A 23,535-nucleotide genomic window follows, 5' to 3' on the forward strand; every position below is an offset into this window, starting at 1 on the left:
TAAGAGAAGGAAGTTTCATAAAATACTAAAACAGGAGTGAATCGATTTGAGTTTAGAAGAAAAATCCGAGGGAAATTTAGCTCATATTATTCAGGAGATGAGCAGAATGCTTAAAGTTGTCAATGAATCAATTATGGATCCAAACGATTATGATATTGATAAATATGACGAATTAAAATCTCTTTATGATCTTTTGAAACAAAAAGGCACACTAACAGTTGCTGAAACCCAAGCATTTATCGCAGAACTAAGAGAATACCGAAAATAATCAGACCTCTCTTAGCATCCACCTCATTATTTTAAATACTTTTATTGACCTATCGATTTGTTTATTTTTTGCTTCTTTCCATCCTGATTGTTATTGAGTGGAGGAGGATTGCAAAATTCATTTGAAGAAAGGCTTAGGACATTCCCTAAGGAAACTCCTAAGCCTTTGAAATCATTATGTTTCACCACTCTGTTGCTATTCAACAACTCTAGCTTCTTCCATTAACTCCTCTAATTTCATAGTAATTTCATTTAACGATGTAATTAATTCAGATAGATGTTCGTGAGATATCATTTGTTCTTCGTTTTTCTTTACTGCTTTTTGGGCATGATCTGTAGTTGCTTCCACTATCGCAGTCACTTCTTGAATATTTTCCTTTACTTGTTGTGCTATAGAAGATGCCTTTTCACTTGAATGAAGAATTTGTTTTATTTGCGTTGCGACGTTTCCAATTGATGAATGAATATTTCCAAATATCTTTCCAGTTTCACGTACAATTTCTTGTCCATTTTCCACTTCGTTTATAACGTGATGCATCGAATCTACAGATGTAATTGTTTCTCGCTGGATAGACTGAACAAGGCTGGCAATTTGGCTTGCAGAATCAACTGTTTGTTCCGATAATTTACGTACCTCATCCGCTACAACAGCAAATCCTTTCCCGTGTTCTCCAGCTCTCGCGGCCTCAATTGCTGCATTTAAAGCTAATAAATTTGTTTGAGAAGAAATGTCTGTAATAATGCTGACAATTCCATCAATTTCTTTTGAGCGATTATTTAATAATTGAACGGTATCAGAAGTGGTTCTCACTTTTTCATTAATATTATCCATCTGTTCCACTGTTTTTTGTATCATAATATTGCCATCATCAGCATTTTGTTCTGCTTTATGGGTTATGCCAGCCACTTCCGATGAGGTTCTAGCTATATCTTGAATGTCCGTTGTGATTACCTGAGTGGACATTGCAGTGTCCTCAACTTGTTTTTTCTGACTCAATGCACCATTAGAGATATGTTGAATATAAGATACACTTTCCTTGAAAATTGTTTGATTGGACTGATTAATCTTTTTCAATTGTGAGGATACTTCAATTACTTTCTCTGAAGTTAACGACAGATTATCCACAATTCCACTTAGTACAAGTTGTTTTTGTTCCTTTTCATCTAGATCTCCAATTAATTTCCTCTTATGTAAAACTTGCCAAATAATTGCCCCAGATGTCCCAATTAAAAATACGGCATGGACGAGTATCATAGATAAAGGGTAAGAATCTGTCCCAAAAACATATTCAGCTATGAAAAAGTAACCAGCCAGATGTTGAATAGCAAAAAGGGCAGTCATGACTAAAATCAAGTTAATTTTTTCATAGTAACCAATCATAGCCACTACCATAAAGATAGAAAAATGGTACTCTACCATCCCTTCACCACCAGCAATCATCGACATACTACTAAAGGTAATCGTCAGCGTATTCATAAGGGGGATTAACGAATGGTCACTCTTCTTTTTATAAAGTATCAGCGTTACAACAAATAGGATGATAGGAATAAATAAAAAACTATTCGTAATGAATATTAATTGCTCAGCACCATGATGCCCCCAAAATTCAGATATGTTAAAAAGACGATGTAACATATGGACAACAACAGATACTATCAGTACGATAAATGACAAAATTAAAATAATGCGATTTTTGTTATTTGTATGCATACTTACTCCTTTCCAATAAAGAAAACTCCGTTCATTGATATAAGAATTAGGACTTAGTTTATTTATACTACTTAATATAACATCTATTAATTTAGATAGGATAAAAAAACTAGCCATCTTAAAGATAAAAAGCCACATCTAAACTATGGATTCGTATGGATTCAGGCGCTTACACCATAGGTCTGTCTTCTTCAATGATAGAGTATCTTTACATTATTAATAGTAATATATTACCTAAATCTATTGTACTATTACATAATAGCGTTGTCGATCATTAAATAATTATATTTTATGGACACAATAGCAACATACGAAAAGCAATAATACTAATTGGTTTATATTTTTTGAATTATATTAAATCATAAGTTGTGAGCATATTTTACTATTTACACTTTATACTGATAATTATATACGGGACCATTTACATAATTATTTAAGGAGAAGAAAGTATGACAAATGATAAAACTAAGAAGAATGGGATAAGGCGGCTAAAAGGTGTTCGCTCAAATCAAAATCAATCCGAAAGAGATGTCAAGGAACAGCAGATAGCCGATACGGAAGTTATGTATGAGGAAACAGAAACATCAAATGAACCAGAACAACAAAAAGTACAAACAAATAATGATTTATTTTCTAAAAGTGATCAAGATTTAATTCTTTCAGTTGAAAATATACTGAAAGATCGAGAAATCATTCAATATAAAAGCCAAGGATTACTCAACTACATACAAAGCCTGAAGAAGTCTTTATCGGAAATTAAAGTTTTGCTAGGCGATATAAAAAATAACCCGTATCAATCATAATACGGGTTATTTATACCTTATCAGACTATATTATGAAGCACTTTTAATGGGGCAAAGCATCTAAAGCTTGTTTTGCCGCACGCTGTTCAGCTTCTTTTTTCGTCCGACCTACTCCTTTTCCAGCTGTTTTTCCACTGATAGTAACTACAGCGAAAAATTCTCTGTCATGTGCAGGACCTTTCTCATCTACAATGCTATACTCCACCAATTTATTTTTGTGTTGTTGCACTGTTTCCTGTAATTGACTTTTGTAATCCATCGTATGCGAAAAAGCACCGGTTGTAATCTCTGGGTATACATATTTCTTTAAAAATGTAATAACTTGATCATAGCCTTGATCTAAGTATAAAGCTCCGATAAAGGCTTCAAAGACATCTGCTAGTAATGCTGGGCGATTTCGACCACCAGTCATTTCCTCACCCTTACCTAATAAAACGTATTTACTAAAATCAAGGGCCTCTGCAAACCTAACTAAAGCTGGTTCACACACAATAGATGCTCTAAGTTTCGTTAAATCTCCTTCCTCTAATTCATCATACTCTCGATAGAGGTATTGAGAAACTCCCAGTTCTAGAACTGCATCACCTAAAAATTCTAATCTTTCATTATCTATTAGATTCTTTTTCCGGTGCTCATTCACATAAGATGAATGAGTAAAGGCTTGTCTTAATAATTTTTCATTTTGAAACAAAATACCGATATTTTCCTGAAGCTCTTTAAAATCTGACACATTCTTCACCTACCAACATGAAATCAACTATTGTCATTATTATAAAGGAAACAAAGCATATCGCCAACCCTAAATTGTAAAGGTTCACATTAATAAGAAACAGTAAATAATGTTCAAATATATAATCACTACTAACCTTATCAATTAATCCTTAATTTAATTGTGGCTGTTATTTTATTGCTCCAATTCATAACTCATTAAAGGATAAACCCGCTTCATTTTGGATGAAACGGGTTTATCTTTTTCAGGCTGTACTCTTAGACAGCCGTTTCATACATGTTTCAACAGTTCTATTGGTTGCTGTCTATGTAATTTACAGCATCACCTACTGTAGCAATTTTTTCTGCATCTTCGTCAGCAATTTCTAGGTCGAACTCGTCTTCTAACTCCATAACAAGTTCTACGACATCAAGAGAATCAGCTTCCAAATCATCTTTAAATGATGCTTCAAGTGTAACTTTGTCTTCGTCTACATCTAGACGATCGACAACAATTTGCTTAACTTTTTCAAAAGTCTCTGACATTTCACGTCACCTCCTTTCAAAGTATATGTACCATATTACATCACCATTCCACCATCAACTTGTATGGTTTGTCCAGTAACATATTTAGATTGATCAGAAGCTAAAAATAAAGCAACATTAGCTACATCTTCCGCTTTTCCTAACTTGTTTAATGGAATTAATGCAAGCATTTGTTCTTTCTGTTCCTCTGTTAGTTTATCCGTCATTTCGGTTGCGATAAATCCTGGTGCAATAGCGTTGACTAGAATATTACGTGCTGCTAATTCTTTCGCCGTTGTTTTAGTTAAACCAATCACACCTGCTTTAGCTGATACGTAATTTGCCTGACCAGCATTCCCACTTATACCAACTACAGATGATACATTGATAATCCGCCCATTCTTTTGTTTCATCATTTGACGTGTCACTGCTTTGGTACATAGAAAAACGCCTTTTAAGTTAATGTCGATGACATCATCAAAATCTGATTCACTCATTCGCATTAATAAATTATCTTTGGTAATCCCAGCATTATTCACTAATATATCCAGGCTTCCGAAAGTTTTCGTCGTTTCTTTGACCATTGCTTTTACATCTTTTTCGTCACTGACATTAGCTTTTAGCTTGATCGCTTCACCGCCATCAGCAATGATTTTATCTACTACTTCCTGTGCTCTCTCTTCACTCCCAGAGTAGTTTACCACTACTTTTGCACCTTTACTAGCAAAAGTTAAAGCAATTTCACGCCCAATTCCTCTTGAAGCACCAGTTATTAGTGCTACTTGATCCTTTAACATGGATTAGTCCTCCTTCACCCACTCGATAAATTCAGCTAATGATGCTGCATCTTGAACAGCAAAACCTTTTGCTTTTCGATCTACTTTTTTAATGAGACCAGTTAAAACTTTTCCACTACCCACTTCAACAATAGCATCAAGTGGTTCTTCTAATAATTGCTTGATAATTTCTTCAAAACGTACTGGAGAGTATAATTGTTCTACTAATAATTGCTTGATTTGCTCTTTATCTGAAACTATTTCTGCCGTTACATTTGCATAAACAGGTATTTCAGCATCAGACCATTCAATTTCATTTACTAATTGACGAAACTCTTCCGCTGCTGGTTTCATTAAACTTGAATGAAACGGTCCACTAACAGGTAAGGGTAATACTCGTTTTGCACCTGCTGTTTTTAACTGTTCAGTGGACACGTCTATCGCCGTTTTCGATCCAGAAATCACAATTTGTCCCGGGCAGTTCAGGTTAGCAATCTCAATAACGTCATCAACCTGTTCACTAATTTTCTGCAGCTCTTTGCTTAATGTATCTTGATCCATCCCTAATACTGCTGCCATAGATCCTTTCCCTTCAGGATAAGCATTCTCCATGAGCTTACCTCTTTCGTGAACTAAAGAAACAGCATCAGCAAATGAGACAGCATTGGCTGCAACCAGTGCACTATATTCACCAAGACTGTGTCCGCTCGTGACAGACGGTGTAATACCATTTTCAGCTAAAATTGTTGTTATAGCTGTACTAACTGACAACAAAGCAGGTTGGGTATTTTCAGTTTTCGTTAACACGTCTTTAGGACCTTCAAACATAATAGATGTTAAATCATATCCTAATCGTTCATTGGCAGTATCAAAAAGGTCTCTTACTTGTTGATACTCTTTATATAGGTCCTTTCCCATTTCCACTACTTGTGATCCTTGACCAGGATAAACAAAAGCGACTTTTTTCACGTCTTATTCCTCCTCCGTAGCAGCTTGTAATGTTTTTACGTCTGCTTCTATCTTTGCAATTACATCTTTTTCGACAATATTTATGGTTTGTTGAATGGCACTAAAAATAGCTTGCTGATTGCTTGAACCGTGTGCCTTAACAACTGGTGCGGCAAGGCCAAATAATGCAGCTCCACCATACTCTGAATAATCTAATTTATCCTTTAAGCCTTTTAAGTCCTTTTTAACTAGAGCGGCTGCGATTTTTGTTTTGGTATTGGTCATAAATGTGTCTTTAATCATCGAGAACATCGTTAAAGCTGTACCTTCTACTGTTTTTAAGGCAACATTTCCACTAAATCCATCCGTTACAACAACATCCGCTACACCATTTAATAAATCTCTTGCCTCAACATTACCGACGAAATTTATTGGCAGTTGTTGTAACAAGTCAAATGCTTTTTTGGTTAAGTCATTCCCTTTGCCATCTTCAGTTCCAACATTTAATAATCCAACTCGAGGGTTCTTCACTTGGCGAACCTTTTCCATATAAATAGAACCCATTAAGCCATATTGCTGAAGATGTTGGGCTTTTGCCTCAACATTTGCCCCTACATCTAATAACAAAAATCCATTACCATTGACAGTAGGAAGTGTCGGACTTAGTGCCGGACGGTCTATGCCTTTAATTCTGCCGACAACAAACAACCCTGCACTCATTAAAGCTCCGGTATTACCTGCTGAAATACAAGCATCTGCACGTCCGGCTTTTACTTCATTTGCCATAAGCACTAACGAGGCATCTTTTTTACGACGTACAGCTCTAACTGGCTCATCATCACTAGTAATCTTCTCTAACGTATGAATAATCTCAATAGATTTATGGTTATCCGTATATGGTATTATCTTGTTTTCATCACCGATTAACGTAATGTCAAGATTATTAAACTGATTAACTGCTTTTAATGCCCCTAACACAATTTCTTTCGGTGCATGGTCCCCGCCCATTGCATCAATTGCGATTCTCATGATTCGTTCCCTTCCTTCTCTTGGTTAGATCGAAACATTTCAAATACTCCTGAAAAAACTGTTTCGTTATCTACATAACTGCTCACTTCTACTACCGTACGATTATTTTTTTCTGTGTCTTCTACACGTGCTTTCGCAATAACACGCTCCCCTTGTACAACTTGACGGGTAAATTTAATATCGGCATTTGCTGTTAATGCCAGTTCATCATTGATAACTGCAACAGCGAGGGAGTTTGCCTGAGCAAAAAGATGATGCCCTCTCGCTATTTTATTTCTCGAAAAAACATGCTCTTCCGTAATATCCAAAATGGAAATCGCACGATTATCTAATTCCAAATCAATAATTTCACCGATAACCTCATCGATTGGCAGTGCCTTAACGGTTTCATTCCAGTTATTCGTTGCGACCGATTTAATTCGTTCACGTAACTCCGGAATATTTAATTCCATCCGATCTAATCGGATCGTCTGTATACTAACATCAAATATTTTGGCAAGTGCTTCATCTGTTATAAACGGTTTTGCTTCGATTGTTTCTTTTAAACTCGACTGTCGTTCTTTTTTATTTCTTTTCATGATTCCCACCGTCCATCTGCAAGTCATCATCCATTAAGCGAATGATTATGACTAGGTACTAATAGTAATATATAATACCATTAAAAATTATGCAAGTGAATCTAATTTAATAAATGTTGATCTATTTCTATTTGAGAAAGCAGGTACTTAAATAATGACTGATACTGAGAATCCTTCCAGCGCTTATTTTCCACAATTTCTACCGCATCAGCTCTTGCTGTTTCTAATGCGCGGTAATCATGTACCAAGTCTGCTAGTTTAAACTCCGGTAATCCACTTTGTTTCACACCAAAAATATCACCGGGTCCCCTAAGTTCTAAATCTCGTTCTGCCAAAACAAATCCATCGGTTGTTTCGGTCATAATTCGCATACGTTCCTTTCCTGTTTCACCTTTAGGATCAGCTACTAAAATACAATAACTTTGCTTATCGCCTCTCCCGACACGTCCTCTTAATTGATGTAACTGTGACAAACCAAAGCGATCTGCATCTTGAATCATCATCACCGTAGCATTCGGGACATTGACCCCTACCTCTACCACTGTTGTTGACACTAATATTTGCACTTTATTCTCAGCGAAGTCATTCATTACTTGTTCTTTTTCCTCTGTCGTTAACCTGCCATGCATAAGCCCTACCGTTGCTTTACCTTGCAAAATTTCTAGTAATTGATTAAATAAATCCAACGCATTCTGAATGTCTAATGTATCTGATTCCTCTATTAATGGACAAATAATATATGCTTGGGAACCATTCTTTATTTCCTTATATACAAAATTTACTGTTCTTTCAAACATGTTGTGTTTAACCCAAAAAGTTTCAACCGGCTTTCTACCTTTAGGCATTTCATCAATTTTTGAAACATCCATATCCCCAAAAGCGGTAATAGATAAAGTTCTTGGTATTGGAGTTGCTGTCATAAATAAAATATCTGCTAAAATACCTTTTTCACGCAAGGTGTTACGTTGTTGTACACCAAACCGATGTTGTTCATCAATAATGACATAACCTAAATGGTGAAAATTAACATCATCTTGAATAAGCGCGTGTGTACCTATCACAACATCACATGAGCCGCTTTTAATTTCTGTTAATATTTCTTTTCTTTTTTTGCCTTTTATGGATCCAGTTAACCGCTGTACCTTCACATCATCTGGTAATAACTGTTTCAATGATTCTTCATGTTGTTCTGCTAAAATTTCTGTTGGGACCATTACGGCAACTTGTTTGCCAGCTGTTATAATACCGTACAAACTTATAACAGCGACAGCAGTCTTACCAGAACCTACATCTCCTTGTAACAATCGATTCATCCGGTATGGTGATTGTAAATCCTTAAAAATTTCAGCTAATGATTTTTTTTGGGCAGAGGTTAAAGTAAAAGGAAATTGTTCGATCATTTGCTTCACTTTAGTCATGTTGATTTGATTTGCATTACCTTCTGTAGCTTCTCTATTTCTTTTTCTATATAGCTGCATTTTTATTTGAAATAATAATAATTCCTCATAAATAAACCGTCTTTTTGCATGTTTTAATTGTTCGAAAGACGACGGAAAATGAATGTTCTCTAGACCATCTGTCCGGTTCGGTAATTTATAATTTTCTAAGTAGGAAGCTGGGATAATTTCAGTAATTTGATCACTGCAGGAAGACAATGCATTCTTCATTATTTTTTGGAATTGAGCATTTTTAATGTCTCCTTTGGAAGAGTAAATCGGGGTAATAGGACTTCCGCCATCTATTTTGCCCTGTTTATAATTATCAATTGTTATTTGTAATCGGTGCTGATCCCATTTACCATTTACCGATACTTTCTCACCTGGAATAAAGTGTTTTTTGGCAAAAGCACGGTTAAAGAGGACTCCTTTAACAACCGCACCATCTACACGCAACGAAACAACCATCCTTGATTTTTTTCTTTGGTAAAATTGTACCGTTGGTTCGTGGATAACCTCTCCAACTATCGTCACTTTTTCATTATGTACCAATTCATGTAGCGGCTTTTGTTCATAATGATCGTAGCGGTTGGGAAAATAATAAAGTAGGTCTTCGACAGTTTGGATACCAATTTGCTCAAGCGTTTCGCCAAGCTTAGGTCCAACACCATTTACTTCTTGGACAGAAATATTATTCATTTTACTCACACTCTCTTACCTCAATATGTAATAACAAAAAATAGAATGAACTAGGTAAAGCAACCTTCTCCATTCTTCCATTTAATTCGTTGTAGATAACAACTGCAAACCAATAAAAAGTTCTTTTGGTATTGCTTTCTTCCATTCTGACTGATGTTGAATGCTGGTATTCGCTTCGGCGGAATACTGCAATAATAACGTTATTCTATCTATTGAAGTGGTATATATTACCTTTTTTAAAAATCAGAACACTACGCAGAGCGAATATCTTGCCGTAGCGCATTAGCACTCGTTACAATGCAGAATGGAAGAATGCAAATCTCAATAGAGTTACTTCGCAATAAATGTTTTTTCTGGTCAGCTTGGTGTATTCTTATTTGTCATGGATAAAAAGCTCTATCACCTTGGATAGAGCTTTTTGTTCTATTCGATAGAAAATATATAAGAATAGATTGGCTGGTTACCATGATGAACTTCTACTTCTATATCTTCAAAATAATCTTCAATAAATGCAATAATATCACTTTCTTCTTCATCAGAAGTTTCTTCCCCACGAATAACTGTGACAATCTCGTCTTCCTCTGCATCAATCATTTCTTTTAATAATTCCTTGATTACGGTCATTTGTTCAGCATTAGTTACTTTGATTTTGCCATCTGCAAGTCCCATATAATGGCCATTTTCAATTGTCATTCCATCTATTTTCGTATCACGTACTGCATAAGTAACTTGACCAGTTTTTACTTCCTTACTTGCACTAGTCATTGTTTCTTTATTCTCCTCTAGACTTGCATCCGGATTATACGTTAACATCGCTGACATCCCCTGTGGGATTGTTTTCGTTGGTACAACAGCTACGTTAACCTCCGCTAGCTCCGCAGCCTGTTCGGCAGCCATTACAATATTTTTGTTGTTAGGCAAAATTATAACATTTTCGGCATTTGCTTCTTCTACTGCATTTGCTAAATCCTGTGTACTTGGGTTCATTGTTTGTCCACCTTGAATTACGATCGTTGCCCCTAAGCTTTTAAATAATTCAGTCAACCCATCACCCATCGCAACTGTTACAACTGCGAATGGTTGTTTAGCTTGTGTCTTTTCCTCTTTCTTCTTATCAACAATGTTGGAGTGTTGTTCTCTCATGTTTTCTACTTTTAAATTAATAAAACTTCCAAATCGCTGCCCTAGATTGAAAACATCGCCTGGGTATTCTGCATGAATATGAACTTTCACTATTTCATCATCTGAAACAACTAATAATGAGTCACCATGCTGGCTTAATTCTTCTCTAAATGAAGCTTCATCATAAGGGTGCTCTTGGAGTTTATCTTTTTCAAAACGTACCATAAACTCTGTACAGTAACTATATTCAATTTCATCAGTACTCATGTAATCCTGTGCCAATTTATGATGCTCTGCATTTACAAGGTCATCTAAATCCATTGTATCATCAAGTGAAGATTCTGGTACTTCTTCACCTTTTAAAGCTGATAAAAACCCTTCATAAATAACTACCAATCCTTGTCCACCACTATCTACAACCCCTACCTCTTTTAGCACTGGTAATAGATCTGGTGTTCTTTTTAAGGATTTTTTGGCAGCTTGTACTACTTGTTCCATAAAAGAAATAATATCTTGTTCTTCTTCTGCAATAGTCTTAGCTTCTGCTGCTGTATCTTTGGCAACAGTAAGAATCGTACCTTCTACAGGTTTCATTACTGCTTTATATGCTGTATTCACACCGCTGTCAAGTGCTGTAACAAAACTTTCAACATCCAAGTAAGTATTACCTTCTAAACCTTTCGCAAAACCTCTGAATAATTGTGATAAAATAACACCTGAATTTCCTCTTGCTCCCATTAACAAACCTTTCGCAAATGCATTCGCTACTACCGAAACAGTGTCATGGTTTGCTTTTTTAACTTCATTTGCACCTGATGTAATCGACAAATTCATATTTGTCCCAGTGTCACCATCTGGTACTGGAAATACGTTTAAGGCGTCTATTTTTTCTGCATTATTTGCTAAATGATGTGCTCCTGCTAACACCATATTGGCAAACAATGCTCCATCTATATTTTTTTGCGTCACTTGATAGTTCCTCCCTCTACTCCATTTACGAATTAACAATAGTTACCTTCTACAACATCTCGTTTAAAATTAATCTTGAATTACACGAACACCTTGAATAAAAATATTGATCGATTTAATTTTTAAACCGAGCGTTTTTTCTAGATTATATTTCACCTGTGATTGGACATTATGTGCCACTTCAGAAATTTTTGTACCATAGCTCACAATGATATACATATCAATATGTACATCTTCTTCATCTTGTCGAACGACAACACCTTTAGCAAAATTTTCTTTTCGAAGTATCTCTGCAATACCATCACGTAATTGTTTTTTAGAAGCCATACCTACAATACCATAACATTCAATGGCAGCTCCACCAGCAATAGTTGCTATTACTTCATTGGTAATCGTTACATGACCATTATCTGTTTTTAATTCAATCGACATCTTTCATCCTCCTTCTTAATGAGTAAAAGAAAAAGTCCCATCGCATTTAAGCCATTTTATATTTGAGTATTTATTTTCATTACATGTGAAAATTAAGGGTATTCCATTATAGAATGTATGAAAATCACGTGTATGTCAAGCATTACAAGAAAAACCAGGCTCTATTCTTAAAATAATCAGAACAACGTTTTCAGTGACGTATTCAGCCGGAGCACTAATAAATGGTGGCATAAATAACTCTGCTACAAACTCCAAAAAGCACTACGTACGTAAAATACACTTTTCCCTTGCAAGAACTATAGAGAAGTTCTACTTTAATATTCATGCTTTGCAAACACGCACAAATCCCAACTACCATTTATCACAGGTGCTAATCTTCCGTAAAACCCTCTACTAATGGAAGTCTCATTTTATATAAAGATAATCTCAGAATTTGAAATTGCAATATCATAAAATCTGTGATAAATTATATAAGTATGGATTGAGTTAGTAGGAGGGAACGAAATTATGGGACGTAAATGTGTAGTAACTGGTCGTAAAACGACTTCAGGAAATAACCGTTCACATGCTTTAAATGCAAGTAAGCGTAAATGGAAAGCAAACGTACAAAAAGTAAGAATCATGGTTGACGGCAAACCACAACGTGTGTATGTTTCTGCTCGAGCGCTTAAATCAGGCAAAGTAGAACGCGTTTAATAATTATATTTAATTCTTAAGAGAGAAAAGGCTCCTATTTACAAGGAGCCTTTTTTCGTTTATTTAGGAAATTTTTTATAATGATTCTATAAGTCAATAACATCTAAGAAATGCCACGTCTAGATTCAGCGCTCAGCGGATTTGCCGATTAGTGATAACTAGAAGTTTAGTCGCTCTTTCATCGACTTACGTTGGTCACACTCTGTGACCAACGTCGATACCAGACACCGTGATTCCTTATCTCAGTCGCTGCCGTCCAGTCACCAACCTTCTACGCGAGTATTCCTGAGCTCTTTTCTTCGTTATTTTTTCCCTGAACCTAACAATGCTCGAATAAAACCTCCGATAAACCGCGGGAGCTTAATTGTATAAAATTTCATCATACCCCTCCTCTTCACCTTGAAGACATAACCTCATCGTTTTCATTACACCATCTGGATTCATATACAGCTTATGAGGATACACGACTATAATTGCATAGCTTTCCATCATTTCATAAGATTTTACGGATGCTCCTACTCCGTACTCTTTATCATTATTAATATGCCAGCATTAAATAAAAAAGTACCTTGTTCGTTAATTAATTTATTTGAAATACAACGTGTACTTCCCCAAGTAACCGTATAATGATCTAGTGGATAATAAAATCCTTGTAAGGTAAGTCCTTCAACTCTTTGAGTTAAGGGTATAAAAGAAATCAGTTCTGTATTTTTCGCTGTAACTTTATGCTGACCGGGTTGATAAACAGTCAGGATATTTTTATGATCAATTATTTTGGCATTTATATTTTTTTCTAACAGACGATAAAGTATTTGAATATTCGCAAGTTCATGGTCCAGTCTCCCAGCTGTAACGCCAAATAGAAAAATAGAAGTAGGCTGATAAGATAGAGCAGCTTCTATAGCTAATTCAAGATCAGTTTCATTTTTTTCTGTGGGAAATTCACGAAAGATATCTGCTTGTAGTTTGATAAGCTCTTTTTCATCTTTGTCAATCGAATCAAAATCACCTATTGCAATATCAATGGGTAATTGATTCCTTAAAAGATAAGAAGCACCTAAGTCTGCACCTATCCAGATATCAACTTCATTTTGGTAGGAAATTAACGAGGCTAATGCCTCTTTCGGTCCCCCTGCAACTATTCCAATATTCACATCAAACAACAACCTTTCCTAATAAGAAAAGCATAGAGCGCACGTATAGAAACGTAGCGACTTCAGAATCTTACTGAGATAAAGTGAGACTATAATCAGTGGGGGTTTTACAGACGGTTAGCACCGTGATAAAGGAATCACGGTAAACAAGTGACGCGATGATGACTTTCGCCTAAAGGCATAAGGGCGACCAAGCCTCTGGTTATCACCAATCAGCAAGTCTTCTTTATCGTAAAGCGATTCGTGAAGTCGCCTAGTTTCTGGGCGCTTGCGTAGACATCCGCACAAATTTTATGCTTTCTTGTCTTTTAAGAAAAACCGAGCATAATCCGCCCGGTCCCTATTCGCACTAGATACATACCGCGAAGTGAAAAATTATCTAGGTGCTAACATTTATGAGCGGACATTAGTGCGTTATTTGAATGAAAATTACCTGTTTTTCCATGTTAGTGGACATTGAATCCCTTATTTGGTTCATTTCAGTCTCCATTAGCACTATTTTCGATGAATAGCGGAATAGATGTCCGCGACCACCCTAAAAACGGCACTTTTGTCACAAATAGCGGAACAAATGTCCGCGCTCAGCCCAGATATACTTGGAAGCCCACGTTACTTCGCTGTTTATGTATTTTGTACACAATTATATACATTCTTACATTTAGAAAAACCTAACGATCTTGGCTTAATTTCTGATTTCTTGGATAGCTGATGCTCGATCTTTTTCATTAAAGATGGCACTACCGGCTACCAATACATCTACACCAGCTTCCACACATTGTTTGGCAGTATCTTTATTTACGCCGCCATCTACTTCAATTTCGAAGGATAAACCTAGTTCTTCACGCCATTTTACAGCTTGTTTTACTTTATCTAGTACTTCAGGTATAAAAACCTGACCACCAAAACCAGGATTAACTGTCATAAATAAAACGAGATCTACATCTTTAAGAATAGGTTTAATCATTTCTACTGGTGTTGCAGGATTAATGACAACACCAGGCTTAACACCAGCATCTTTGATCATATGTATTGTCCGGTGTAAATGAGTACATGCTTCAACATGAACTGTTATGATATCCGCCCCAGCATCCACGAAATCCTGAATGTAACGATCTGGGCTTTCAATCATGAGATGAACATCAAGTGTTGCATCCGTTATCGGACGGATAGCTGATAATACTAACGGTCCAATCGTAATGTTTGGTACAAAATGTCCATCCATAACATCAACATGTATATAGTCTGCTCCCCCTTCTAATACATCTTTTATCTCTTCTTTTAAAATGGAAAAATCAGCTGATAAAATCGATGGTGCTATTTTCGAACTCATGTTAATACCTCGGCTTTCTATTTTTTATTTCTTCCACAAATTGCAAATAGTTTTGATAACGATCTCCTAATATCTCATTCTGGTCTAACGCTTCTTTAACGGCGCATTTGGGCTCTTTAATATGCATACAACCCCTGAATTTACACTGGTCTTGGATATCAACGAATTCTGGAAAACATCTAGGTAAGTCTTCTAGTTGAATTTCTTTAAAATCTAGCGCACTAAAACCCGGTGTGTCAGCAATTAATCCTTGTTCAAAAGGAATAAGTTCAACATGTCGGGTAGTATGTTTACCTCTTCCTAAACTTTCGGAAATGTCATCCGTTTCTAACTGCAAGCCAGGAATAATTCTGTTTAAAAGGGAAGTCTTTCCAACACCTGATTGTCCGGCAAAAACAGAAACTTTATTATTTAAATACGCTGATAGTTGTTGAGTAACTTCCTTATCTTTGGTAGAGAGAAACTCTACTGTATAACCAATGTTTTTGTAATAAGCAAGTTTATCTTTTGTTAAAACAGCTTGTTGATCTGTCAGTAAATCCATCTTAGTAAAAAACAATAATGGTCTAATGGACTTGGACTCAACCAATACGAGAAATTTATCTAAGAGAGTAAGACTTAAACCAGGTTCTTTGACAGATGTCACAATAATAGCCTGGTCCACATTCGCTATTGGTGGACGTGTTAATTGATTGTCACGTTCGTCTATAGCCAAAATATAGCCTTCTTTTTTATCACGGTATTCGAATTCGACAAAGTCACCAACTAGAGGGGTGATTTTTCTTTGGCGAAAAACCCCTCTACCACGGCATTGGACAAGACCACCTTCATATTGAACATAATAAAAACCACTAAGTGCCTTGACTATTTTACCTTTTGGCATTTACTCACCCTCTACATCTTCATATAATATGGTTTTTTCAATGATAAGATCATCATCTCTGATCACTTTATAACTTGCTTTATCATCTGGAGCAATTGTCAATTCAATCTTAAACGTTTTATCCTCTGTAATCATCTCTACTTCTTGATATAATTCTGAGATACGATTATTCATATCTTCCACATATATACTAACTTCTTGAGGCTCAGGTTTACCAGTTTCCTTATTTGTTTTACCTGTATATGGCACAGTAAAAGATTCTGTATGGGTAATTTGTTTTTTAGGCTCAGGACCTTTTGATACTGTTAGCTTTACGACTTCTCCCTTCTCAAGCTCTTGATTGGCTGCTGGATTCTGCTCAATAACATGCCCTTCTTCCACCTCATCATGGTGTACTTCTTCAATATCAGCGGAAAGATCGTTTTTGGTCAAATATTCTGTTGCTTCATCTACATGCAAACCGACCAATCTGTTTAAGGTTATTTTTTCTGGGCCTTTACTAATCTCAAAAATAACATTTGTATCTCGTGGTATTACTTCATCACCCGGAGAAGGCTGATATTGTTCAATAATTTCTCCTACAGGACGGTCCGAGAATTCCTCGTAATACTTAACATCATTAAAACCATCTTCAAGCAGGATACCTTCAATCCGCTCATAATCATCTCCAACATAATCATCGAAGACAACTTTTTCCGGTCCTAAACTGACATAAACGGTAATATCTTTCCCCTCTTTTACTGTTTGATTGGCATTCGGATAGGTTTCGATTACATGATTTTCTTCCACTTCTTCATCATAATCTTCTTCTTTTACTACATTTAATTTTAAATTTTCAAGCTCTTGCAGTGCCTCTTCATAACTTAAGCCGGAAACGTCAGGAATCTCCACATCTTTTGGTTGAAATAGACTAGGCAACACAAATAATGCTAATAAAATCGCCCCGAATAAGATAACAAATAAACTAGTAACCCAGATAAACGTTTTTTTACGTTTTTTCTTTTTCTTTTCTTTTGGTTCTTCTGAGTCTTGATTTGTACCATTGATTGCAATCGTAGTCTCTTCATCTACTGGATTGTTTTTTATATTGTTATTATCCTTCACAATCGGGATGGCTTTTGTAATTGCATCATCTGATTCCGGTGGTTCAAATCTTGCTTCATGTAATCGGTTTGGGTCCAATGCATTTGTTAAATCGACTTCCATTTCATACACTTCTTGATATCTATGAAATGGATCTTTTGCTGTTGACTTTAACACGATATTTTCAACTGATTGAGGAACTCTTGGATTAAATTCCTTTACGGAAGGTGTTTCAGATTGTAAATGTTTTAGTGCAATCGAAACAGCAGATTGTCCTGAAAATGGCAACTGGCCCGTTAAGAGTTCAAATAATACAATTCCTATTGAATATATATCCGATTTACGATTTGCTTTTCCACCTCGCGCTTGTTCAGGCGATAAATAATGTACTGACCCCAACATAGAGTTCGTTTGTGTTAGAGCTGTTGCACTTAATGCAATAGCAATACCGAAATCAGTTACCTTAATCTGACCATAAGGGTCAATTAAAATGTTTTGCGGCTTGATATCACGATGAATTAAACCATTCTCATGTGCATGTGAAATAGCGGAAGTAATTTGCGTCATAATTTCTATTACTTCCTCTACTTCTATCGGTGCATGTAGTTGTATGTATTGCTTTAACGTCATGCCATCAACGTATTCCATTACCATATAGTATATCTGATTTTCTTCTCCAACATCATAGATATTGACGATGTTGGGATGGGATAAACTTGTTGCTGCTTGTGCTTCTCGATGGAATCTTGTAATAAACTCTTCATCGTTTGCATATTCTAAACGTAAAACTTTAATAGCTACTTGTCTTTCTAGAATAGTGTCATTTCCCAGGTAGACGTTAGCCATACCACCGCCGCCAATTAATTTAATAATCTCGTATCGTTCATTTAACACTTTTCCTTCTAGCATGGTGGTTCACCAACTTTTTCTTGTTGATTAATAATTGCTAGAGTTATGTTATCTTCCCCGCCACGTTCATTAGCGAGATCAATTAAAGTTTGGCTTAGCTGACCATCTTCAGTTTGCATAATAATTTGATGCAATTCCTCATCTGTAATTTTATTTGTTAATCCATCAGAGCAAATTAATAATCGACTAAAATCATTCCACTTAGAATGAAAAATATCTGGTTCTAAATCAAGCTCCGTACCAAGCGCTTTTAAAATAACATTCCTTTTGGGATGTACTTGGGCATCTTCTTTTGATAATTGACCAGTACGAACTAGTTCACCTACTAAGGAATGGTCATTTGTTACTTGTTTCCAAGTCGATTGACTGAATAAATATGCACGGCTGTCACCAATATGGCCGATTGCAAGCTCATCTGCAGTACAAATTGCTACCACAACTGTCGTTCCCATCCCTTGACAAGAGCTGTCTGACTGGGCTTTCTCATATACTACGTTATTTACTTCTTTTATTGAATCAGTTAACCATTTTTCTAAATCGAGATCTTCCAACGGTTCGTCTAATTCTGACCATAATTTCTCTACTTGTTCAATGGTAAGTTTACTTGCTACATCCCCTGCTTGATGTCCACCCATACCATCTGCTACCACTGCGAGTAAACCATTGTCACCCGGAAAAACAGCTACCGCATCTTCATTTAATTGACGGACCCTACCTTTGTCAGATTGATATACAAATTTCATTTCAACACCTCTTCTCCCAATCAACTATCCTTTACTAGTCTTGTCATAAAAAAGCCATCACTATTAATATCTTGTGGAAAAATTTGAACACCAAACTCACTTCTACCTGTACTGTTTCTCAGTGTTTCTGGCAGTTCATCAAAAAATGCAAGATCTACTCGATACTCTTGGTGTTTTTCGAGGAAGTCCTTAATTACCTCTTCGTTTTCCTCTCGATCAACTGTACAAGTGCTATACATTAGTTTGCCTTCGTTTTTCAACAATGGCTCTACTTGGTGCAGGATTTCTTTTTGAATAGTTGACAGCTTTTCTATGTCTTCTCTTGTTTTATTATATTTTATATCAGGCTTACTTCGAAGTACACCGAGACCTGAACAAGGTGCATCAATTAGAATTCTATCAAATGATTGTTGGCCATGCTTTTCTTGTAGCTTTCGTGCATCAGATTGAGCTGATTGAATGGATTTTAGGCCTAAATCTCTTGCTTTTTTTCTAACTAATTCTGCTTTTTTCGCGTGTAAATCATATGCATACACTATTCCATTATCAGACATTTTTTCGGCAATATGTGTTGCTTTTCCTCCTGGTGCACTACATGCATCAAGAACAGTCATTCCTTCATTTAAATCCATTAATTCAGCTACTAACATAGAGCTTTCATCTTGTATAGTAAATAAAGCTTCTTGAAACGTTTCGTCTTTCAAAATATTTCCTTCCTCAATTACAAGACCTTGTTCTGAAAAGGAGGATGGACTGGCCTTTATATCACTGTTTTCCAATCTTGCTAGTAACTGCTCCCTTGATATCCGAAGTGGCTGGACACGAATGGATACTTTTTTATGTGTGATATTAGTTTGACACATTTGCTCAGTTATTTCGATTCCGTATTGCTCATTCCAACGTTTTACTAACCATAGTGGATGGCTTGTTTCGATGCTAACTCGTTTCACAGGATCGTTTACATTCTGATAATTAGGAAAACCGTCTCGTTGTGCTGAACGTAAAATGCCATTGACAAAATTGGCTATTCCTTTATGCCCTTTTCGCTTTGCGATTTCAACTGACTGATGAATCACGGCATGATCAGGTACTTTATCCAAATACTTCATTTGATAGAAAGATAAATAAAGTAACCACTTCACCCATTTATCAATCTTTTTTTTAGTTCTAATAAAGTTGGTTAAGTCATATTCAAGCGTTAGCTTTCTTTGCAGTGTTCCATAGACGATTTCTGTTAGTAATGCTCCATCTCTAGATTCGAGTTGATGCTTTTTGAGCATTTGATCAATAACTAAATGGCTATATCCACCTTGATCACTTATTCGCATTAAAAGGTCAAGCGCTATATTTCGAATATTGTATGTTTGTTTTGTCATTCGCCTAGTTTCTCTCCTACTTTCATATTACTTCCAACACCTCTAAGAAAATCAGCTACTGTCATTTTTTTCTTCCCTGCTGGTTGAACTACAGTCAATTGTATTGCTTTTTGATCACCAGTCGCAACTTGAATCACTTCTTCGTTGGTGTCAATCACTGTTCCGGCAGGCTCGTTGGTTGTTTTGTTCGCTTTTGTTGCTTGATATACCTTGAACACTTTACCACGCCACGTTGTAAATGCTACAGGCCATGGATGTAATCCTCGAATACGGTTATAGACAGTTTGTTGCGGCTGAACCCAATCAATTTTTTCTTGATCTCGTGTTATATTTGGAGCAAAAGTTGCCAAGCTATCGTCTTGTGGTGATCGATTAGCCTCCCCTGAAAAGATAGAAGGAATCGTTGCTAATAATAAATTTGCTCCTACTTCTGATAACTTGTCGTGTAATTTTTCAACATCATCATTATCTTCGATAACGACTTCTTTTTGACTAATGACATCCCCTGCATCTAACTTTTCTGCCATATACATAATAGAGATGCCCGTTTTTTCATGCCCCTCGAGAATGGCATAGTGAATTGGTGCTCCACCCCTTAGCTTTGGTAATAAAGAAGCATGTACATTTATACAACCAAATGTTGGAATATCTAGTAACCCTTTTGGAAGCAATTGTCCAAAAGCAGCAGTGACAATTAGATCAGGCTTTCGATTCTTAATTTCTTCATAATCATCTTTAATTTTTTCCGGCTGAAATACAGGAATGTTATACTTTTCAGCTGCTACTTTTACTGGCGGTGGCGTCAGGATTTTTTTTCTACCACGAGGGCGATCTGGCTGGGTAACTACCAAGTCTATTTGATAACCTTCTGTGATTAACCGTTCTAAAACAGGTACAGCAAAATCTGGTGTTCCCATAAAAATGATTTTCTTCATTTAAAAAACTCCTCTTACATTAATGAATATGGTTCAAAATCAACTTGTATTGTTAAATCATGTCGTTGAATGTCATCATAATAATGCGTTTGTATTTTACGAACAATCTCTCTTTGATTTGGTTCATCCTTATATTTTACCATGCACTGGTAGCGATATCTATTATTTATGCGAACCATTGGTGACGGGGTTGGTCCTAAAATAGTAGCTTGATCTGATAAATGTTTAAATAAAAGCTTACAAATTGTTTTGGTCACTTCTTGTACCTTCCACTGATTTGGGTGTGACACAGTGATTAGTGTTAAAAAATAATAGGGTGGATAATGGAAGCTTTTGCGCATTTCCATTTCCTGCAGAAAAAATTGTTGATAATCATATTGACTGGCTAATTGTACACTGTAATGCTCCGGTGTATATGTTTGAAGAATAACTTTACCAGGTAAGCGATGTCTACCAGCTCGTCCACTAACTTGTGTCATCAGTTGGAATGTTTTTTCAGCAGACCTAAAATCCGGTAAATGTAACATAGCGTCAACAGCCAAAACACCTACAAGTGTAACATTTTCAAAGTCTAACCCCTTTGCAATCATTTGTGTTCCTAATAATATATTGGCATTTCCATTACCAAATTGCTCTAAAAGTTTTTTATGTGACCCCTTGCGCCGTGTTGTGTCAACATCCATCCGGATCACGCTCGCCTCGGGAATATGCTCTTTTAAAGCTTCTTCGACTTTTTGGGTTCCTGTTCCGAAATAACGTATTGTTTTACTACCACATGTAACACATTCTTTCACCATAGGTATTTGATAATCACAATAATGGCATTTTAATTGGTGAGAGCTTTTATGAAAAGTCAAGGCTATATCACAATTTGGACATTTCATGACATCTCCACATTCACGGCACATCACAAAGGTGGAATATCCTCGTCTATTTAGAAATAAAACAACTTGCTCATTCAAATCAATCTTTTCTTTAATTGCGTCTAATAATTTTCGTGAAAACATTGTGCGATTTCCTGCATACAGTTCATCACGCATATCGACAATATCAACCGGTGGCATTGTGCCTTCATTCATCCGGTCAGGCATCTCTAATAAGTGGTAAACACCTTTTTTCGCTCTGGCATATGATTCCAGCATTGGTGTTGCACTCCCCAAGACAACTGGACAATGATGATATGCGCCTCGTTTTTTGGCTACCTCTCTTGCGTGATATCGTGGTTGTTCATCTTGCTTATAACTGGTTTCATGTTCTTCATCAATGATAATAATTCCAATATTCTCAAATGGGGCAAAAATTGCTGACCTTGCACCTACGACAACTTTCACTTCTTTTTTATGAATTTTTGTCCACTCATCAAATTTCTCACCTGGAGATAACGCACTATGCAAAACCGCTACTTCTGAGCCAAATCTTCCTTTAAATCGTTGCACCATCTGTGGTGTAAGGGCAATTTCAGGAACTAATACAATCGCTTCTTTTCCTTGATTTAACACTTTTTCGATCGCTTGTAAATAGACTTCTGTTTTTCCACTACCTGTTACACCATGTAATAAAAATACTTGATCCTGCTTTTCATCAATAGATTGCCAAATCGGTTCAATCGCTAGTTGTTGTTGCTTACTTAATGGTAATGGTTGTGTCCTTGCAAATTCGCTACCTTGAAATGGATCTCGATAAACCTTCTGTTCTATCTTCTTCAAAAGTTTTTTCTCTACTAATTGATTAATGGTAGCTGTAGTAGTACTTATTTCTGTTATTAGTTTTTTTTGTTCAATTGGATCAGGATTTTGAATAAAAAAGTCGATGATCTGCTTTTGTTTTTTGGCTCGATTAGATATATCTTCTAATGCTTCTTCCAATAAGTATGTCTCTTTATTCGGTGCAATAAACAGTTTTGTTTTCTTCGTTTCTTTTGATTTAACAATATAATTGATTTGAACATGGCCGTTCCGTACTTCTTTTAATAATAGATTATAGTCACCATTTCTTTCGATAAATTCATCATAATCGATAACTGATCTTCCCGCAAAAAGATGTTGTAACTCATCAGGAAGCTCATAATCTGTTAAAGCTTCTATTTCTTTCTTGTATTTTGCTTTCAAGATCTGTGGCAGCATCGCTTGGAATGTTTGGATGTAAAAACTGACCGTTTGCTCGCTAATCCATTTACCCAGTTGTAATAATTCTTCTGTTAAAACCGGCGTAAGATCCATTACTTCTTCAATTGGCTTGAGTTTATCAAAATCAGAATGATCTACAACGTCTAATACAAAACCCATTACTTTACGAGGACCAAACGGAATTGAAACTCGCATCCCTTTTTGTATAAGTTTTTCAAGCTTCTCTGGAATCAAATAATCATACGTATGATTAGTCTGATTTGTTGGGACATCCACGATAACTTTAGCAACTCGCAT

22 protein-coding genes are annotated in these 23,535 nt (G+C 36.0%); 3 read left to right on the forward strand and 19 right to left on the reverse strand.

The annotated features are described in order from the left end of the window. Window positions 1-46: 46 nt before the first annotated feature. Window positions 47-268 (forward strand): DUF1128 domain-containing protein, encoded by a 222-nt coding sequence (locus tag ACTWP4_RS10640; RefSeq protein ID WP_443128741.1) that lies wholly within the window; start codon window positions 47-49, stop codon window positions 266-268. Window positions 269-463: 195 nt separating this feature from the next. Here ACTWP4_RS10640 and ACTWP4_RS10645 read toward each other — a convergent pair whose 3' ends face one another. Further along, window positions 464-1,978: a methyl-accepting chemotaxis protein gene (locus tag ACTWP4_RS10645; RefSeq protein WP_443128742.1), complete on the reverse strand. Its 1,515-nt coding sequence runs from the start codon at window positions 1,976-1,978 to the stop codon at window positions 464-466. Between the two features lie 449 nt (window positions 1,979-2,427). On the opposite strand from ACTWP4_RS10645, the gene ACTWP4_RS10650 reads away from it, so the two are divergent. Next, window positions 2,428-2,781: a hypothetical protein gene (locus tag ACTWP4_RS10650; protein ID WP_443128743.1), complete on the forward strand. Its 354-nt coding sequence runs from the start codon at window positions 2,428-2,430 to the stop codon at window positions 2,779-2,781. A gap of 43 nt (window positions 2,782-2,824) precedes the next feature. Here ACTWP4_RS10650 and rnc read toward each other — a convergent pair whose 3' ends face one another. The 9 genes from rnc to ACTWP4_RS10695 form a co-directional block, all read right to left on the reverse strand. Beyond that, a complete protein-coding gene (gene rnc / locus ACTWP4_RS10655) occupies window positions 2,825-3,511 on the reverse strand; it encodes a ribonuclease III (RefSeq protein WP_443128744.1) in 687 nt (228 codons plus the stop codon). A 290-nt stretch (window positions 3,512-3,801) separates the two neighbouring features. Continuing rightward, window positions 3,802-4,035, reverse strand: a complete 234-nt coding sequence (gene acpP / locus ACTWP4_RS10660; protein WP_443128745.1) for an acyl carrier protein — start codon at window positions 4,033-4,035, stop codon at window positions 3,802-3,804. 35 nt (window positions 4,036-4,070) lie between these two features. Then, a complete protein-coding gene (gene fabG / locus ACTWP4_RS10665) occupies window positions 4,071-4,811 on the reverse strand; it encodes a 3-oxoacyl-[acyl-carrier-protein] reductase (RefSeq protein WP_443128746.1) in 741 nt (246 codons plus the stop codon). A gap of 3 nt (window positions 4,812-4,814) precedes the next feature. After that, window positions 4,815-5,759: an ACP S-malonyltransferase gene (gene fabD, locus ACTWP4_RS10670; RefSeq protein ID WP_443128747.1), complete on the reverse strand. Its 945-nt coding sequence runs from the start codon at window positions 5,757-5,759 to the stop codon at window positions 4,815-4,817. Between the two features lie 3 nt (window positions 5,760-5,762). Next, window positions 5,763-6,767, reverse strand: a complete 1,005-nt coding sequence (gene plsX / locus ACTWP4_RS10675; protein ID WP_443128748.1) for a phosphate acyltransferase PlsX — start codon at window positions 6,765-6,767, stop codon at window positions 5,763-5,765. Next, the gene (gene fapR / locus ACTWP4_RS10680) at window positions 6,764-7,345 is read right to left on the reverse strand and encodes a transcription factor FapR (RefSeq protein ID WP_443128749.1); all 582 of its coding nucleotides are present in this window, start codon (window positions 7,343-7,345) and stop codon (window positions 6,764-6,766) included. The genes plsX and fapR overlap by 4 nt, the downstream gene beginning before the upstream one ends. A gap of 101 nt (window positions 7,346-7,446) precedes the next feature. Next, on the reverse strand, window positions 7,447-9,480 hold the full coding sequence (gene recG, locus ACTWP4_RS10685) for an ATP-dependent DNA helicase RecG (RefSeq protein ID WP_443128905.1): 2,034 nt from the start codon (window positions 9,478-9,480) through the stop codon (window positions 7,447-7,449). Between the two features lie 423 nt (window positions 9,481-9,903). Beyond that, complete coding sequence (locus tag ACTWP4_RS10690) at window positions 9,904-11,571, reverse strand: DAK2 domain-containing protein (RefSeq protein ID WP_443128750.1); 1,668 nt, start codon at window positions 11,569-11,571, stop codon at window positions 9,904-9,906. 69 nt (window positions 11,572-11,640) lie between these two features. Further along, window positions 11,641-12,003 (reverse strand): Asp23/Gls24 family envelope stress response protein, encoded by a 363-nt coding sequence (locus ACTWP4_RS10695; protein WP_443128751.1) that lies wholly within the window; start codon window positions 12,001-12,003, stop codon window positions 11,641-11,643. Between the two features lie 507 nt (window positions 12,004-12,510). On the opposite strand from ACTWP4_RS10695, the gene rpmB reads away from it, so the two are divergent. Next, window positions 12,511-12,699: a 50S ribosomal protein L28 gene (rpmB, locus tag ACTWP4_RS10700; RefSeq protein WP_443128752.1), complete on the forward strand. Its 189-nt coding sequence runs from the start codon at window positions 12,511-12,513 to the stop codon at window positions 12,697-12,699. A 302-nt stretch (window positions 12,700-13,001) separates the two neighbouring features. On the opposite strand, the gene spoVM is transcribed toward rpmB, so the two are convergent. The 9 genes from spoVM to priA all read right to left on the reverse strand — a co-directional run bounded on the left by spoVM (window position 13,002) and on the right by priA (window position 23,535). Beyond that, window positions 13,002-13,082, reverse strand: a complete 81-nt coding sequence (gene spoVM, locus ACTWP4_RS10705; RefSeq protein ID WP_441160586.1) for a stage V sporulation protein SpoVM — start codon at window positions 13,080-13,082, stop codon at window positions 13,002-13,004. A 132-nt stretch (window positions 13,083-13,214) separates the two neighbouring features. Beyond that, window positions 13,215-13,853: a thiamine diphosphokinase gene (locus tag ACTWP4_RS10710; protein WP_443128753.1), complete on the reverse strand. Its 639-nt coding sequence runs from the start codon at window positions 13,851-13,853 to the stop codon at window positions 13,215-13,217. A 682-nt stretch (window positions 13,854-14,535) separates the two neighbouring features. Then, window positions 14,536-15,183, reverse strand: coding sequence for a ribulose-phosphate 3-epimerase (gene rpe / locus ACTWP4_RS10715; RefSeq protein WP_443128754.1), 648 nt, complete (start codon window positions 15,181-15,183; stop codon window positions 14,536-14,538). Between the two features lies 1 nt (window position 15,184). Beyond that, window positions 15,185-16,066, reverse strand: coding sequence for a ribosome small subunit-dependent GTPase A (gene rsgA / locus ACTWP4_RS10720; RefSeq protein WP_443128755.1), 882 nt, complete (start codon window positions 16,064-16,066; stop codon window positions 15,185-15,187). Next, complete coding sequence (gene pknB, locus ACTWP4_RS10725; protein ID WP_443128756.1) at window positions 16,067-18,058, reverse strand: Stk1 family PASTA domain-containing Ser/Thr kinase; 1,992 nt, start codon at window positions 18,056-18,058, stop codon at window positions 16,067-16,069. Next, window positions 18,052-18,801 (reverse strand): Stp1/IreP family PP2C-type Ser/Thr phosphatase, encoded by a 750-nt coding sequence (locus ACTWP4_RS10730; protein ID WP_443128757.1) that lies wholly within the window; start codon window positions 18,799-18,801, stop codon window positions 18,052-18,054. The genes pknB and ACTWP4_RS10730 overlap by 7 nt, the downstream gene beginning before the upstream one ends. A gap of 20 nt (window positions 18,802-18,821) precedes the next feature. Continuing rightward, window positions 18,822-20,177, reverse strand: coding sequence for a 16S rRNA (cytosine(967)-C(5))-methyltransferase RsmB (gene rsmB / locus ACTWP4_RS10735; RefSeq protein WP_443128758.1), 1,356 nt, complete (start codon window positions 20,175-20,177; stop codon window positions 18,822-18,824). Then, the gene (gene fmt / locus ACTWP4_RS10740) at window positions 20,174-21,112 is read right to left on the reverse strand and encodes a methionyl-tRNA formyltransferase (RefSeq protein ID WP_443128759.1); all 939 of its coding nucleotides are present in this window, start codon (window positions 21,110-21,112) and stop codon (window positions 20,174-20,176) included. Before fmt ends, rsmB begins: the two co-directional genes overlap by 4 nt. Window positions 21,113-21,126: 14 nt before the next feature. After that, complete coding sequence (gene priA / locus ACTWP4_RS10745; RefSeq protein ID WP_443128760.1) at window positions 21,127-23,535, reverse strand: primosomal protein N'; 2,409 nt, start codon at window positions 23,533-23,535, stop codon at window positions 21,127-21,129.

This window comes from Gracilibacillus sp. D59 (assembly GCF_052246695.1).
GTDB lineage: Bacteria > Bacillota > Bacilli > Bacillales > Amphibacillaceae > Gracilibacillus.